At 59.8% G+C, this 14,643-nt stretch carries 14 protein-coding genes and 1 pseudogene; 6 read left to right on the top strand and 9 right to left on the bottom strand.

Annotated features, from left to right (window positions below):
• Nucleotides 1-490 precede the first annotated feature (490 nt).
• The 3 genes and pseudogenes from P3C39_RS32545 to P3C39_RS32555 form a co-directional block, all read left to right on the top strand.
• The gene (locus P3C39_RS32545) at nucleotides 491-1,168 is read left to right on the top strand and encodes an FAD-binding oxidoreductase (RefSeq protein ID WP_275955054.1); all 678 of its coding nucleotides are present in this window, start codon (nucleotides 491-493) and stop codon (nucleotides 1,166-1,168) included.
• Nucleotides 1,169-1,200: 32 nt separating this feature from the next.
• Nucleotides 1,201-1,881, top strand: a complete 681-nt coding sequence (locus P3C39_RS32550; RefSeq protein ID WP_275955055.1) for a BBE domain-containing protein — start codon at nucleotides 1,201-1,203, stop codon at nucleotides 1,879-1,881.
• Between the two features lie 96 nt (nucleotides 1,882-1,977).
• Nucleotides 1,978-2,178: pseudogene (locus P3C39_RS32555) on the top strand (helix-turn-helix transcriptional regulator); the annotation flags it as partial.
• Nucleotides 2,179-2,294: 116 nt separating this feature from the next.
• On the opposite strand, the gene P3C39_RS32560 reads toward P3C39_RS32555, so the two are convergent.
• From P3C39_RS32560 to P3C39_RS32570, 3 genes are all read right to left on the bottom strand, one after another.
• Nucleotides 2,295-3,347, bottom strand: coding sequence for a transcriptional regulator GcvA (locus P3C39_RS32560; protein WP_275955056.1), 1,053 nt, complete (start codon nucleotides 3,345-3,347; stop codon nucleotides 2,295-2,297).
• A 782-nt stretch (nucleotides 3,348-4,129) separates the two neighbouring features.
• Complete coding sequence (locus P3C39_RS32565) at nucleotides 4,130-4,729, bottom strand: sulfotransferase family protein (RefSeq protein WP_013525272.1); 600 nt, start codon at nucleotides 4,727-4,729, stop codon at nucleotides 4,130-4,132.
• A gap of 235 nt (nucleotides 4,730-4,964) precedes the next feature.
• The gene (locus P3C39_RS32570; protein WP_081714437.1) at nucleotides 4,965-5,270 is read right to left on the bottom strand and encodes an invasion associated locus B family protein; all 306 of its coding nucleotides are present in this window, start codon (nucleotides 5,268-5,270) and stop codon (nucleotides 4,965-4,967) included.
• Between the two features lie 460 nt (nucleotides 5,271-5,730).
• On the opposite strand from P3C39_RS32570, the gene P3C39_RS32575 reads away from it, so the two are divergent.
• Entirely contained in the window at nucleotides 5,731-7,077 is a 1,347-nt protein-coding gene (locus P3C39_RS32575) for a family 1 glycosylhydrolase (protein WP_013525271.1), read from the top strand.
• A 644-nt stretch (nucleotides 7,078-7,721) separates the two neighbouring features.
• Here the strand turns inward: P3C39_RS32575 and P3C39_RS32580 are convergent.
• The 4 genes from P3C39_RS32580 to P3C39_RS32595 all read right to left on the bottom strand — a co-directional run bounded on the left by P3C39_RS32580 (nucleotide 7,722) and on the right by P3C39_RS32595 (nucleotide 11,416).
• Nucleotides 7,722-8,909, bottom strand: coding sequence for a cation:proton antiporter (locus tag P3C39_RS32580; RefSeq protein WP_275955057.1), 1,188 nt, complete (start codon nucleotides 8,907-8,909; stop codon nucleotides 7,722-7,724).
• Nucleotides 8,910-9,539: 630 nt separating this feature from the next.
• Nucleotides 9,540-9,728: a hypothetical protein gene (locus P3C39_RS32585; RefSeq protein WP_337123932.1), complete on the bottom strand. Its 189-nt coding sequence runs from the start codon at nucleotides 9,726-9,728 to the stop codon at nucleotides 9,540-9,542.
• Nucleotides 9,729-10,554: 826 nt separating this feature from the next.
• Nucleotides 10,555-10,857 (bottom strand): hypothetical protein, encoded by a 303-nt coding sequence (locus P3C39_RS32590; protein WP_013525269.1) that lies wholly within the window; start codon nucleotides 10,855-10,857, stop codon nucleotides 10,555-10,557.
• A gap of 58 nt (nucleotides 10,858-10,915) precedes the next feature.
• Nucleotides 10,916-11,416 carry a protein TonB gene (locus P3C39_RS32595; protein WP_275955058.1) on the bottom strand — a complete coding sequence of 167 codons (501 nt, stop codon included), beginning with the start codon at nucleotides 11,414-11,416 and terminating at the stop codon, nucleotides 10,916-10,918.
• A 756-nt stretch (nucleotides 11,417-12,172) separates the two neighbouring features.
• Between P3C39_RS32595 and P3C39_RS32600 the strand changes: the two genes are divergently transcribed.
• Nucleotides 12,173-12,382, top strand: coding sequence for a hypothetical protein (locus tag P3C39_RS32600; RefSeq protein WP_245265408.1), 210 nt, complete (start codon nucleotides 12,173-12,175; stop codon nucleotides 12,380-12,382).
• 241 nt (nucleotides 12,383-12,623) lie between these two features.
• Here P3C39_RS32600 and P3C39_RS32605 read toward each other — a convergent pair whose 3' ends face one another.
• Entirely contained in the window at nucleotides 12,624-13,148 is a 525-nt protein-coding gene (locus P3C39_RS32605; RefSeq protein WP_275955059.1) for a hypothetical protein, read from the bottom strand.
• 666 nt (nucleotides 13,149-13,814) lie between these two features.
• Between P3C39_RS32605 and P3C39_RS32610 the strand changes: the two genes are divergently transcribed.
• On the top strand, nucleotides 13,815-14,120 hold the full coding sequence (locus P3C39_RS32610; protein WP_024505434.1) for a hypothetical protein: 306 nt from the start codon (nucleotides 13,815-13,817) through the stop codon (nucleotides 14,118-14,120).
• 214 nt (nucleotides 14,121-14,334) lie between these two features.
• On the opposite strand, the gene P3C39_RS32615 is transcribed toward P3C39_RS32610, so the two are convergent.
• On the bottom strand, nucleotides 14,335-14,643 hold a 309-nt coding region (locus tag P3C39_RS32615; RefSeq protein ID WP_275955060.1), incomplete at its 5' end, for a hypothetical protein.

A 14,643-nucleotide genomic window follows, 5' to 3' on the forward strand; every position in this document is an offset into this window, starting at 1 on the left:
AGCACCCAATGGGAACAGTGCAACGACCGAATCTCGACAGCGCGGTTTTTGTTCCACCGTCCGCGAACAGACCTAGCGTCGTTGCCTTGGTAAACCCGTACGGCAACCCTTCCGACCTTTCGATTTTGCCCGATGGCTCGCTATCTCTGCGGCCCTGTCACCTCAAGGTTTAGGCCTGACGCTACCCTGTCACAAATAGTCGATCCACCCAGATGTTACGCCGCAACCGGCGGCGGTGTTACGTTAGTCGAGGTATACCGTGGTGTGCGAGCTGCTCGGCTGGTGGCGTGCGCCTCTCCGTTGCTTGATGTGACTGTCATGGGGCCGCGAGCCGACTGGCAGCTTCCTAGAATCCAGTTGGCAAAAGCGGCCATTCCGCACCGAGCGCCACTTATCGGATCGAAGGTGTTTTCGGCGTCACAGGCCCGCCAACTGGTGTTATGCTACTTCTCACCGCGAGGCTTGAGCTTACGCGCTTGAGGAGGAGGATATGTTAGAGACGCAGCTTCAAAGTCGCAATGGCATGCCGATTGGCGCCGACCTCATCGATGAGTTCGCTTCGGGGTTGGCTGGCCGCCTTATCCGGCTCGCTGATGCCGATTACGACGAGGCACGCCGTATTTGGAACGCGGCAATTGATCGACACCCTGGACTGATCGCACGCTGCCTCGGTGTCGCTGATGTAATCCACGCAGTGAAATTCGCTTCTAAAAACGACCTTCTTGTCGCGGTGCGTGGGGGCGGTCACAATGTCGCCGGGCGCGCGCTCTGCGACAACGGCATCGTGATCGACCTCTCCGCCATGCGTGGCGTGATGGTTGAGCCCAAGACCCAGACCGTGCGAGTTCAGGGCGGCGCGACGCTTGGCGATCTCGACCGAGAGACGCATTTGCATGGGTTGGCGGTGCCGGTCGGCGTCGTCTCTAAGACCGGCGTTGCCGGTCTGACGCTCGGCGGCGGCGTAGGCTGGCTGGTGCGCAAGTACGGACTGAGCTGCGACAATGTGATTTCGTTTGAGCTGGTGACAGCGGAGGGCAACCTGCTGACGGCCAGCATGGAAGAACACCCCGACCTGTTCTGGGCTTTGCGCGGCGGCGGCGGCAATTTCGGCATCGTCACCTGCTTCACCTTCCGGGCGCAGCAAATATCTTCAGTGCTCGCGGCCTGATCGTTCACGCACGCGACAAGTCCGGTGAGGTGTTGCGCTTCTATCGTGACTTCATGGCCACGGCACCGGAGGAACTGACTGCCTACGCGGCCATGCTGACGACACCGGACGGCATGCCGGCGATCGGCGTAATCGCATGCTGGTGCGGTGACGTGGTAGAAGGCGCACGTGTGCTGGCGCCGCTGCGAGCTTTCGGTCCCCCAATGCTCGATGCCATCCAGCTAATGCCCTTCCCGACGATGCAGAAGCTGCTTGACGGCGCTTTCCCGGACGGCACCCACAATTTCTGGAAGGCGAGCTTCGTTCCGCAACTTACCGACACGATCATAGACCTGCTTGTCGAGCATGGAAATCGCATGAAGTCGCCTCTTTCGGCCTGCATCGTAGAGTTCTATGGCGGCGCGCCAGGCAGGATCAGTCGCGCTGAATCCGCCTTCGCCCAGCGCGGCGCGGAATACAACATAGGAATGACCGCGCAGTGGGTGGATCCGGCCGAAAGCGAAAGGCATATTGCCTGGGTACGCGCCATGTATGATGCGTTCGAGCCGCATTCGAGCGGGATGCACCTTCTGAACTTTCAGAGCGAGCCCGCGGACCAAGTTATCCGCGCCTCATTCGGCGAAAACTACAGACGGCTTGCGGAAGTGAAAAGCAAATACGACCCGACCAACTTTTTTAGCGTCAACCAAAACATCTCGACCCCGACACATTAAGCGCCCTTCGACAAACTGGGGCGAACTGATCGAAAGTTCCCTTGGGGTCAGCATGATCGCGGCACTAAAGGCGCGTCCTATTTCCTCCCCGCGGCAAAACGGGCACGAGCTGCATTGGGCTGGGGGGTTTTAGAGCTTGCTAAGGAGGCCGGAGTCTCAACTCAAACCGTTGTGCGATTCGAACGAGGCGAGACGTTGAAACAGTCCACAATAGTTCAGCTTAAAGCAACGTTCGAAGCAGCCGGAATAGAGTTCATTTCAGAGAGTGGCGGTGGTCCTGGTGTGCGCTTGTCACGTGGATTGGAAGCACCTAGTCGAAGGCGGCACCTGCGGGCGGCATTACGGATTATCTGTTCCCGATCAATGTCAGCGCTGCCCCTCAAATCGGTCCTAGAGTTCTACTTTGCGAATGCCTAAGCGCTGACATTCCGGCGACCGCGGGTGCGCGTCAGCCGAACTTTATCTGCCTTCGTCTGAATCACTGCTTGAGACTGATAACCGGACCCTCGCCGTCGCAGTCGAGCGGTTGCGACTGCCGTGCGTTCGCGGTTTAACGTGCCACTATGGATCGAGCGTCTGGAGGCGAGACACGTCGTCAGCGGCTCGGCCAACAGCCATTCACGAAATGTGATGATTTTAGGGACCATCGACATCGCGCGGGGGCAGACGATCCAGTATGTCTTGGACAATCGCAGAGCCGTAGCAAACGGTCTGACGAGGCGCCCGTTGATGAGATCCCAAGCCGCAAGCGTGGTGCGGGCGAGTGCGATGCCCTGGCCGTCGACAGCGGCGTCTATGACCATGCTGGCACGGTTCAGGACCGGTCCGTGGGAGAGTTTGGCATCTCGCACGCCAGCAGCCTCGAGCCATTCCGACCAGTCCTTCCGGTCATCAAGATGCAGCAGCGGAAATTTCAACACATCGGACGGCTCGCGCATCCGCTGATGAAGTTTGGGACTGCAAACCGCGAACAGCTGCTCGGAACACAGGCGGACAACATCATGCCCAGCCCAGTTGCCATCGCCATGCCGCACGGCAAGATCGACGTCCTCTCTTGCGAAGTCGACGTGATGCATGGTTGCGGAAACCCTGAGGTCGATGTCCGGATGCGTCTCTGCAAACCTGCCAAGGCGATTTACCAACCACTTGGAGGCAAAGTCGGGCGACGTGCTGACCGTCAACGCGCCGGCCCTGGATAGATGCTGAATGCGTTGCGTGCCGAGAGCTATACGGTCGAAGGCATCACGTACCACCTCTAGATAGGAGAGGCCGGCTCGCGTGATGCTCAGCTTTTGACGTTCGCGATCGAACAGCCTGACGCCCAATTCGAGCTCGAGCGCCTTCACCTGATGGCTCACCGCGCCCTGCGTCACGGATAGTTCGTCCGCCGCCCTGGTGAAACTCCCGTGGCGAGCCGCGGCCTCGAAGGCCTTGAGGGCGTTGAGTGATGGCAGTCGGCGAGCCAATTTTCTACCATGTCATGAGAAAAATTCGGCCAAGCACGAGAAACCATGCTTTGCGCCCGTGGGCAGATTGGAGCATTTCAGCGCGACACGTCAACATGGATGCAGCGAGAGGATGAGAAATGTTCAATCACCCGCTTACTGAAGGCCGGAGGCCTCCGTCGTCGTTGCCGACGCATGTTCGTCACATCATCAACAATGCGACAGGACCTATTGTGATAGTATCGCGTTGGATACAACTCTACCGCCAACGTGGACAGCTGGCCGAGCTCGAAGACCATCAGCTTGCAGACCTGGGTCTTGGTCGTACGCAGGTTCGGAACGAATGCGCGAAGTGGCCTTGGCAGGCCTAACTCTCGGCCGCCGTTGCATTCTGGTCAGATCAAGCCGGTGCCTACCTAAAAATGACCCCTTGAGGACCGGCTTGCCGACGCATCGGCAACCCGGCTCCTCGCAATCCTGCAGCCGTCCCTCGACCAGCCTGGGCGTACGTGGGGCGAGGTTCTCCGCGCCGCCGCTATGGTGCCACTGACATCATGGTCGAACACGCGCACGCTGTTGCAGTCGGGCGACTTTGCGCCTCAAGTTGGCCATTGCACTTATCATGGCCGCCGCCCAGTAGCGGACATCCGAGAGCGGCTAGCCGCATGGCACCTTCGCGCCCAACAGCGCCCACCGTCCCTTTCTGATGCACCCGCTCCCCCGTTGGTTACACGCAACGGAGCCGGCGTGGACAGGCTGCTACGCGCATTGGCCTGGCTTCGGCGTCGAACTCGGTGTGGGGCTTATTTGGCGAAGCGGTTTCGGAATTCGGTAGTGGTGTTGCTGTGGGGGAAGGGTTCAGCCGGGATCGGCACGCCGAGAAAGGCGCACAGGTTCGGCCAGCCGTCGGCCACCTTACAGACCAGCAGGCGCGACGGCGGGAAAGCTGAGATCACTTCGGCGTTGTGGGCTTCGAGCACTTCGATAGCATGGGTTTCGTCGTCGAGACGACCGCCGAAAATTTTCGTCTCTATGACGGCCCGGCCAAAACTTTGCGGGTCGGCGGTCTCGCCCATGGTGTTGAAGATCGTGACGCGTGCGCTCCTGTACCAGTCCTCGGGGTTGCGAACGGTGAGGATGAGCTTGGCGTCGGGGAAATACTCGGCGAGTTCGCGCCAGAAATAGGCCGTCGGCCAGTCGACTGCCGACTTGTAACCGGCATAGACGACGTCCCAGTTCGCCGGCTCGCGGCGCCCGGCCGCGCGGATCAGGTCGCGGTGCTCGGGGTTAGAGTTGACGTCCTCCATGTGATGGCACGGCCCAAACCCGAGCATTTCAAGCGCCAAGTTCAGAGTGTGCGTGCCGGTGCGGCCGAACCCAGCCCCGATAACAGAGAATGCCATGCGATCCTCCTGTGGCGGGAGCGGATCATAGATTGCACCGGTTGGGAAGGGAGGATGGTCCTGGCGCATCCTGAGAGACCAATTGGAATATCGAGAGATGCGCCGAACTCGCTCTGTCCGAAGACTAAATACCCGGCCTGCCGGTTACGGCGTCGATTGCGATCCGAGCCGCAGAAACCAGGCGGCAGACTTCGTTCCAGTATCATAGCCGCTAGAAATCTCGCAATCCCGGCCATCACAGCGCCTCCTTCTGATCGGTGCTCCTGACCTCGCTCTTCAGCGCCGCTCCTCCCCGCAATGCGGCCACTGTTCCTTCATCGAGGGTGAGCTGGACGATGCAGCCGGCGGGCACGCAGGTCGAGAAGCGAAGCACGTCGAGCGACGGGCCGTCGTCGATCTGCAGGCTTGCGCCGGCGTCGAGCAGAAGCCCACGGAAGCACGAGGTTGCCGGCCAAGGTCCCATCGCTGATCCGCCTGAGCTCGACAGCCTTGTCCGCTGGCCGTTCTGCTGCGTTTGTTGCTGTGAGACAGCGCAGGCGATCTATGACATGTGAGGCTCCAGTCCTGGTAGCTCTCCTGGAGTGACGTCGCACCGCCCGGAACCCCATATCATCTTTTGCGCAAACACCGAAATGGCAAAGCCCATCAGAGCGCAGCAGTTGCATCAGCAGGAGGCTTCAGCCCCAGTTCCTACGGATCATATCTTGATCTATTCGTATCAGCCCGGCTCGCTTCGGCGCCAAGCTCATTGCCCCTATCAGCCTGCAACCTGCCGACTACCACTTGACACTGAAGCCGAGCTTGGCACCGATCGACCGGCTGTCGCTGAACTCCTTCAGGCTCGACTTGGCGAAGGCTTCGCCGAAGACGCTGTGCGTGGTTACGGTGGACAACCGCCTCGGCCAGGCCAGGATCACCGACCCTCAACCACCTTGCAGGAACGGCGTGGAGCACTGAACGTTGAGCAAGTCAGGCATGTCTGCATTGGCTGAGGACCATCAATGTTCACGTTCATGTTTGCCACCGGCATCGAGAACAGCACACCGACTATTCGAGGAGGGCGGGAGCGGGTCGACGAACTGGAAAAATGTCGCTTCTACCATCGATGGCGCACCGACTTCGAACTCGTCCAGGACCTCGGGCTCCATTTCCTCCGCTACGGACCTCCCATTCACAAAACGTGGCTAGCTGATAGACGTTACGACTGGGCTTTCGCCGACGAGACCTTCTCCGACCTAAAGGCGAAGGACGTTCTCCCGATCGTCGACCTTTGCCATTTTGGCGTGCCGGACTGGGTTGGTAATTTCCAGAACCCCGACTTTCCGAGACTATTCGAACACTATGCCCGGGATTTTGCGATCCGCTATCCGTGGATCCAGCTCTTCACGCCAATAAATGAGATGTTCATCTGCGCCACCTTTTCAGCCCGCTGGGGTTGGTGGAACGAGCAACTGAGCAGCGACACCGCCTTCGTCACCGCCCTCAAGCACATCGTGAAGGCAAACGTGCTTGCCATGCGGGCGATCCTCGAGGTGCGACCGGACGCGATTTTTATTCAGAGCGAATCCTCGGAATACTTCCACGCCGACTCTCCCGAGGCGATCTTAGGGGCGGAGCGGTTCAACAGAGAGCGTTTCCTGTCGCTTGATCTCAACTACGGTCACGACGTCGACGCGCGCACCTATCGTTACCTTCTCGAAAACGGGATGACGGCCGAAGAATACAGTTTCTTCCTGGAGAACCATCTGCGTCGGCATTGCGTGATGGGCACCGATTATTACCAGACCAACGAACATCGGGTTTGGGAAGACGGCACGACGTCCGGGTCCGGCGAGGTGTTTGGCTACGACGAGATCACGCGGCAGTACTTCAACCGCTACCGGCTACCTGTCATGCATACAGAGACCAACATCAGCGAAGGCCCTAATGGAGACGAGGCCGTCTATTGGTTGTGGAAAGAGTGGGCCAACGTGCTGCGCATCCGCAACGACGGCATTCCCATCGTAGGCTTCACCTGGTACTCACTGACGGATCAGGTGGACTGGGACAGTGCGCTTCGGGAGAACAACGGACGGGTCAATCCGCTGGGCCTCTATGACCTCGACCGCAATCCAAGGGCGGTTGGACGGGCTTTCAAGGCGCTGGTCGCGAACTGGAATAAGCTGTTGGCCACACAAAGTGTGTGCCTTGCTTTGCCGGTCTTTCTTCCCTCGCAGCAGAATGATGCCATTGTTCGTGCGCAGCAGGAGTATGCGCGCAGCCTGCTGAGCGTGGACCGGGTCGCTGAAGGCGGCTCCGAACCATTTGCTCTGCCCCGGATAGAGGCCGAACCTGATGCGCCTGGATAAGCACGCCGCAGGTGCGCGGGCGTGGATTGAGAACCCCTGTGAAGTCGATCGAGACCATGACAGGCGAGAAGGTGGCGTTCATTGAGTGGACATCGGTCATTCAAGAGACTGGTGGTCGAAGACAACATCCCGAAAGACCAATGGCGGTATCACGCCGCGTCGTTGGTCGCCACACTTACCGGAAAGCAGAATCCAGACCCCAAGTTGGTCAACTGGGTCGCTCGGAAATGAACGCGCCGAGCCCTTAGCATCCAGACGCCTCGCTGATCAAATTCGCGCGGGAATTTCAGCGACGGGCAGATGCACAGTTGGATGACCTCCACTTGACCATCGAAGCGACGCTTCGAACAACGAAAGATCCCGCAAGGTTTTAGATCGTCTTGCCATGACGACCAATGCCATCCCGAACGAACGCTCTGAGCGCCTGTAAGCGGGATGTTTACTAGCTCTTGCTTGACGCGGACCCACCCGCTCCAGACTCTTGGAGATGGGTGGGGGTTTCAAGGTGGCGATGAAGGCGCGCTGTCACGGCGGTGGTGCGTGGCCGTGCGACGCCGGATCGCATCAGCATGACGATCCCCTCTTCTGCTTAGCCGGTGACTGGTCGGGCGTCTAGGTCGGCGGCGGAGCGGGGCGACCAAGTCTCAGTCTCTAATCGTCAGCCCCATCCTTCGGATAAGCCAAGGCATAGTGAGGCCCTGGACGAAAATTGAAAACGCCACGACAGCAAACGCCGTGACGATGATTTCCCCCCTTTCGGGTATCCCTTGCGGCAGTGCAAGGGCCAACGCCAGTGCAAGCGATCCTCGCAGTCCTCCCCAGACCAGAATGTGCTGGTACTTGACGTTGACCTGGAGTGAGGTCCCCCTCAGCAGGGCACAGAGTGGATAGATGGCCAGCACGCGGCCGAGGAGCACGAGCACGACAGCAATAAAGGAGCTTGCGGAAAAGATCCCCAACGGCTGGTGGGCTTCATGTCCACCAATCAGAATGAACACAATGGAGTTGGCCAGGAACGCCGAATAGGTCCAAAAGGCGAGCACGTGGCTTCGTGCATTGGCCGAGATAGCACCCTTCCAGCCGACATTTCCGACCAGCAGGCCGGCAGTCAGCGTCGCCAGCACACCCGACATGCCGAACTTTTCAGCGGCAAGAAAAGAGCCGTAGGCGGCAATCGTTGTCAATGTGATCTCAACCAGGTAATCTTCAGTCCGCCCCGCGATAAGAAGAATTAACGCTGCCACAGCCGCGCCTGCGGCCACCCCACCCGTCACTGTCCAGCCAAATGACGACGCTATAGCTAACGGCGTTGCGCTGGCGCCAGCAGCCACAAAGATGAGAATTGCAAAACCCACCGCGGCTGCACCGTCGTTGAGTAGGCTTTCGGATTCGACAAGGAGACGGAGGCGAGCTTGCACTTTCATTTCCTTGAAGGCCGCCAGCACTGATACCGGGTCCGTGGCGGCGATCAGCACACCGAACAGGCTCGCTCCAATCCAGCTCCACCCAAGCAGCAGATGCATGCCGACCGCCACTGCCGCAGCTGCGATCGCGACCCCTGGAAAGGCAAGCAGCGCTGTCACCGGCAGATCTACTCTGAAGTGACGCCACTCGATCTCCAGGGCAGCCTGGAAGATCAGCGGCGGCAGGAACACGGTGAAAATCAGATCACGGCTGAGAGGCAGCTCGGCAACGCCCGGGAGGAAGCTCAGTGCAATGCCGGCGACAACCAAGCCGACACTGTAAGGCAGCCGCAGACGCCTCGAAATCATGGCCACCAGCGAGGCCGTGAGCAGGATCATTCCTAGGGTGGGGATAGACAACGCTTCCACAGTTCCTCCTAGTCAAGCGAAGTTACGAAAGGGTGAGCTTCCTGAGGTCTGTTCACACTCCCGCCAATGTAATGTACGACGCCACCGAAACCACGTGCGAGACGATGGTGCTAATCCTGCTGGTGACAATTGCTGCGGCGGTGAGCTCACAGGCCTGGAGCTATACTGCGACCGCGATTTGGTACTTAATGGCACCCGACTGGCAATCATTGGATGCTGCTCGAGCTTGATATCGCTGGCTGCTGAGATGTGCCGCAGGTCTTTCTTGAGTGCAAGGCTCCGCCTCCCTTCCGCGTTCCTCGCACCCACCCTTGCCCGGTCGGTCTGTCTGGGCGCGCTTTCCGTGAGCACACATGAACATATGCGCCGACGACGCTCGACACGTGCTGCAAAGAGCGCGGCGTACCTCTTGGTTGCAGGACGCAGAGCGCTTTCGCTCTCCGACCCTACGTGTACCCTTGCAAAGACCGAGACATGAGCGGGAACAAACCTCACATCTGGGATGTCAGTAGAGCCGTTTGAGGAAGCGACTAACAACAATGCTTCTTGCCGTGGTGCCCAGCAATCACCCCATGGTGGCGCCAACTGCGATCTGCGCTTGCGAAGGCGTCCGGCCTAGATCGGACATGATCAGTTTGCCAAGTGACCGTTACGGCGGAACACCGCGTTTAGGATCGCTTCGTAGGCGCTGCCCACGTCTTCCTCGATCTCAGTGGTTTTGATGCCGAGCGCTTTAGCATCGGCGAAGAGCTCTTGGGTCAGCTCGGCAACAGAGGTTGTATCAGTCCCGACCGTGTTAGGGACATGTTCGAAATCCACTTGTGCAGAAAGTCTGCGCCGCGCGTGCTCATGAGCAGATAAGGCGCCCGCGCATATTAGGTTCCGCTCATTTTGACCCCATCGCCGGCTGCTCCTGTCTCTTGGACATGGCTCGAGGTAATTTCAAAGTTGGCGACGAGGTCGCCGTCACGGCGACTGTGCGCGGCCGGGTGACGCCCGATCCCATCAAGCGTGACGATCCCCTCTTACGACTACTTCCCGCATTCGGTTGTGTCGATTCGGCTTCGAAGGCTGGATTGGCAGCATATGGAATTGATCGGCCCGATCACGCGCATCGACGGCGACAAGGTGACCGTCAGCCACAAGGCGACCACCAGTCTCCGGCCATGGTGACCGTCGACGCCGAGCACGTGCGCCTGGTCGAAAGGCATATGACGGCGCTGCGGCGAAAAATTGCCTTGTTGACAAAGCCTACGGCTGCCGACCCAACGCAAAAGCCACTGTAACTTTGAAGAGCGAGGTGGGCCCGCACCACTGGCGGAGCGATGCGCGCCCGGCCGAGGGTTACGGCCCTCGACCAGAAGCGAAGGGGGCTCGACGTCGATTGAGAACCAGCCGCCAAGTTTTCAGGTTCCGCTAATGTACAAAAAACCGGCCGGGCTGGGCCGGCGCTAAAGGTGGTGGGCGATCAAGCCGTCAAGCTGATGCTAAACTGCCCGCCACCTTTCGGCAGCGGGCCAGTTCCAAAGGGGAACGTTGAACTGATGTGACAGTGCGAAGTGTTTCCAGGCGACAATGTTCCCCGAGAGGCAGCGTCGCCAGCGCGCGTTTCACTGAAAGTCTTTTTCCATCCACGGATTGGTGTTTATCCGAGGTGTGGTTTTTCCGGCGTTGCACCGGCCGGCAATTTGGCCGTTCCAGTCGAACTGCAGTCCAGCTCTGGCACCGGCTTCTTGGCGGAGTGCTTGGTAGAGCACAGGTCCGCAGCGTCACTCACCACCACCTTCTTCTCCTTGGCAAAAGCGATACCATTCCCAGCGATCACGATCGCGGGCGTCTTGCCCTTGCCTGCGGTTCGCTGGTGGTTGAAGCGCCCCGGCATCGCATTTGAGACCCAGGACTGGTGCACAAGGATCATGACATTGAATTCCGCTCTATACAGGAACAAGTGCCTTTCCTCTGGATTAGGGGGCGACGCCACAAGGGCGCCGCCCACTAATGGAGACTCACATGAAACGTAAGATTTTGACAGCAACAGCAATCTCTCTCTGTCTCGCCACCGCGGCCTTCGCACAGTCGTCGGGAACATCCAGCGGCACAAACGGAACGTCCGGCTCATCGGCCGGTTCGGGTATGAGTTCTACGTCCGGCTCCGGCCAAAGCGGTATCCCGAGCGGTTGGGACAGCAAGCTCTCCGGCTCATTCTTCAGCGACGCCAATTCGGGAAGACTTCTGTCGCAGGATGAGATCCGCCGGAACTGGTCTTCGCTGAGCTCTGAACAGCAGGCACAGGTTCGCTCCGACTGCTCGAGAATGACGGCCAGTAACGGCACTGGCTCTGGCACAACGACCGGCACATCAGGCAGCTCGGGTTCGACCGGCAGTAACAGCACGGCTAGGAACAGCACTGGTTCGGGTACAACCACCGGCACGTCGGGATCCTCGGGTTCGACCGGCAGCAACACCACGGCTAGCAACAGTATCGGCTCGGGTACGACCACCGGCACGTCGGGATCCTCGGACACAGCTGGTGATAAGACTGCCAGCACCAACACGGGTTCGGGCGCAAACTCGGCTGCTCAAATGGCCTCGATGCAGCAACTCTGCACCCAAGTCCAAGGGATGTGACTGAATGCGGGCTCCGGGCCGGCTTGGCCGGAATAGAAGAGGCCTTGAAGGCCCGGACATCGCTCGTTTGGCAGCCGTTTCGCGCTACAGTCGGCCGGTGGCGGGCTCAGGATTTCAGCCGCAGCAGTTCCAAACGATGCGTCGAGAGCATGGCGTCGCGGTCGCAAGGTCCCTCGCCCTGCTCCAGTCGGATCAGCATGCGCGTCCGGGTTAATGTCGTCGAGTTGAGGTGCGCGACCCTCGCAGACGCGCCGAGCACCGCCGTTGGTGGCCCTCGCGAGAAGGCAATGACGAGGCTCGTTGACCTTGGCCCACCTAAGCTGCGCCATAGCCGTTTTCACGCCTGCCCGACCTGCGCCCAACAGACCGACAAGAGCGACTTCCCCAGGTGATGTGGCATGAACAGCCGGATGACGAGCCTGGTTCAGCATCGCGCTGGGTGTCGTCGATCTGGTCGGCGCCGAGCGGATTGCCGGTGCCTCGGCATGAGCGGCAAGGAAGATCTGCTCCGTGCTTTTGGGGCGCGGGAAATAAGCAGCGGCATACTCTCACTTTCAGTGGACAAGCAGGCCGGGCTGTGGAGCCGGGTCGCTGGCGAGGGCTGGACATCGCGACATTGTTGACAGCCTATCGGCATGACAGTCCCAAGCGACAATGTGGGCCTCGCGCGTGCCATGGTCGCCGGCATCACATTGCTCGGCATCATCGGTGCGAAGGGCGTGTCCGCGCGCCACGCTCGCAGCGGGAACAGGCCGCGCGACTATGGCGATCGCAGCGGCTTTCCCAGAGGCACTTCCGCAGCCCGCGACTTCGCCCGCTCGCAGCTAGGGGCCGGCGCAGCCTGACAGAGTTGCCGAGATCGCTGGCGAGGTGTGATCGGCGATAGGCCGCGTCGCCAGGCGACCACGCCATGGGTGGTTGGTCTCGACAATCAAGCTTTGGCATCGAAGATAGCCTGGCCGTCTTGGGATCACCGCCGCGCACCGCGCACGGGTTTGTGTGGTGCGTTGAAGGCAGCACGAAAAAGCAGCGATACGGCCTCGGATGGAACCTTCCATGTCTCTGCCTGGCACGTGCCGGCAATCCTTATGCCGAGCCGCGTTCCGGCAGCTCGGTCTCTTCCGCCACCTTTTTTTGCACGTCTCGGCGCGAGCGTTCCGCCTCGTCGGAACTATATTCGTCATCTGTCCGCTCGAGTTCGCGATCGATTGTCTCGCGAGATCCCTCCACCGGATCCTGTTGCGGAGATGTTTTCGGGCCGGTTTCGATCTTGCCTTCGCCCGGCACGGTGCGGTCGGAAGACTTCGACATCTTCGGTTTCCCTTCGTCTGTTGTCCTGCCTTCACATTTGGAATGATTTCGGTTTCCTGCCCCAACAGGATCGTCGATGATCTGTTCCGAGGCAGGTATCCGCCGGATTCCTTTGCTGCCACGCTCCGGTTGCGACGCCCTCCCGAGTCCGGGGGTGAGGTTGGGGACAAAAGGGCAGACCTGGATACGTGTCTTCGCAAGCTGCAGAAAATCTCTGAGCTCCGGGAGACCGATCTGGCGGTCCTGAAAGGCATCCCGATCCAGGAGAAGGAATTCCAGGCCAATCATGACCTTGTCCATGAGGCGACCGGCCCTCGCATTCGTTTGTCCTTATCGACGGCCTGGTCGGCTCCACCAAGCACACCGGCGAGGGTAAGCGGCAGATCACATCATTCTTCGTGACCGGCGACATTCCGAATCTGCACGGACTACATCTTCGGTGATGGACTGCACCTTCTCGACCCTGTTCATCGAGGTCAGGAATGCGGCTAAAAACTGCTAAGGCTCTGCATACGACTGCAGGTGGAAACGATGCGATAGCATCAGATCACCCGCTCGCGTTCGCCATTCACTCACGCGTGACCACCTACTTACAGTGAACGTTCACTCACATTTGCAGAGACAGATCCAAGGTCTGGACGGGGTCCGAAGCGAAATGCCAAGCGCATCCCCTGCATAAACCCGCGACGCCGACGCGGAGCAATGCACCTGGAACAAATTCCCGCAAGCACAGTTCGGGGCGTGCAGCGGTCGACCCGCGCTGCAGGATCGGTCACCCGATCGCCCGCGCCGGCCCCTCCCACGGCGCGGGCTCTTTTGCTGTCAAACCATTGAAGTCACGACATTCGCGCGTTGCGGATATCGTTTGTCGAGCACATCAGGCAACCGCGCCTCGGCAGGTCAGCAGAACCGATGTCATGGGAACAACACAGCACTGTGACGGTTCGGTGGCATGCAAGGTAGAGAATGATGGGCAAAAAACCCAAACAGCACACAGAATCCACGGCGGATCGTGAAAAGGCGATTGAAGCGACCTACTTTGCGCACAACTGCGGCCTCAGCAAGGACGAGGCAGTCAAAATGCTAAGGGAAGACCCAATCAGGATCGATGATGAATCCCAAGAGAGCTCCGGCCGCCGAACTGAAGCGATCCTCGATTGCTCGTCGCAGCCGGCCGCGGCCCATGATCTTCTTCACCTCCGATTGCATTTCAACGACACGCGCATTCTGCGTCTTGAAGCGGCACCCCTTTTCTTCGTTGGCCGAGCATGATCGAGCGCTGGTGCCCGTTGGGACGAGGCTGTTTGCCCACGCGACGAGTCTGTCACCTCGACGACTTCGCGAGGGGGGCGGCGGAGGCCGTGTCTTCCTTGCTGTCGTCGCGCCACCGCATCAGCTTTGACGCGGCGAGGCTCCCGGACCCCCTGCCGGACGTCGCATCGCAAGATCGAAGGCATCGCCGGAGCTCAGCACGTGAACCCTCAGATCATGTTGTCGAAAACAGCCAGCGGGTGATGCCCCGCGGCTTGTGGTCGTCGCGGCTGCTCGGAGCCGCCGCCGAATATTCACTCATGAATGTTCTCCGCTTCAGCCATCCCCCAACAGGGCATCCGAACCATGATGTAAGTTGATTGTTCCTCCCCAGAACGCCCGACGCGAGGGAACATACGGCAGAAGCCAAGGTTCGGGTCGGGCGCGGCGTGCCCGCGGTTGAAGGGTCGACATCCATGCTGGCAATCATTGCTGGGACTTTGGTTCTGACGACAGTGGTCGGCGGGCTGATTACCGCCTTCTG

The sequence above is a fragment of the Mesorhizobium sp. XAP4 genome, from assembly GCF_029269325.1.
Classification (GTDB): domain Bacteria; phylum Pseudomonadota; class Alphaproteobacteria; order Rhizobiales; family Rhizobiaceae; genus Mesorhizobium; species Mesorhizobium ciceri.

Excerpts from the sequence above, each read along its gene's own strand:
- P3C39_RS32600 (WP_245265408.1), top strand. The coding sequence starts at position 12,173 with ATGACAGTCCCAAGCGACAATGTGGGCCTCGCGCGTGCCATGGTCGCC.
- P3C39_RS32610 (WP_024505434.1), top strand. The coding sequence starts at position 13,815 with ATGATGGGCAAAAAACCCAAACAGCACACAGAATCCACGGCGGATCGT.
- P3C39_RS32575 (WP_013525271.1), top strand. The coding sequence starts at position 5,731 with ATGTTCACGTTCATGTTTGCCACCGGCATCGAGAACAGCACACCGACT.
- P3C39_RS32565 (WP_013525272.1), bottom strand. The coding sequence starts at position 4,729 with ATGGCATTCTCTGTTATCGGGGCTGGGTTCGGCCGCACCGGCACGCAC.
- P3C39_RS32605 (WP_275955059.1), bottom strand. The coding sequence starts at position 13,148 with ATGGACAAGGTCATGATTGGCCTGGAATTCCTTCTCCTGGATCGGGAT.
- P3C39_RS32545 (WP_275955054.1), top strand. The coding sequence starts at position 491 with ATGTTAGAGACGCAGCTTCAAAGTCGCAATGGCATGCCGATTGGCGCC.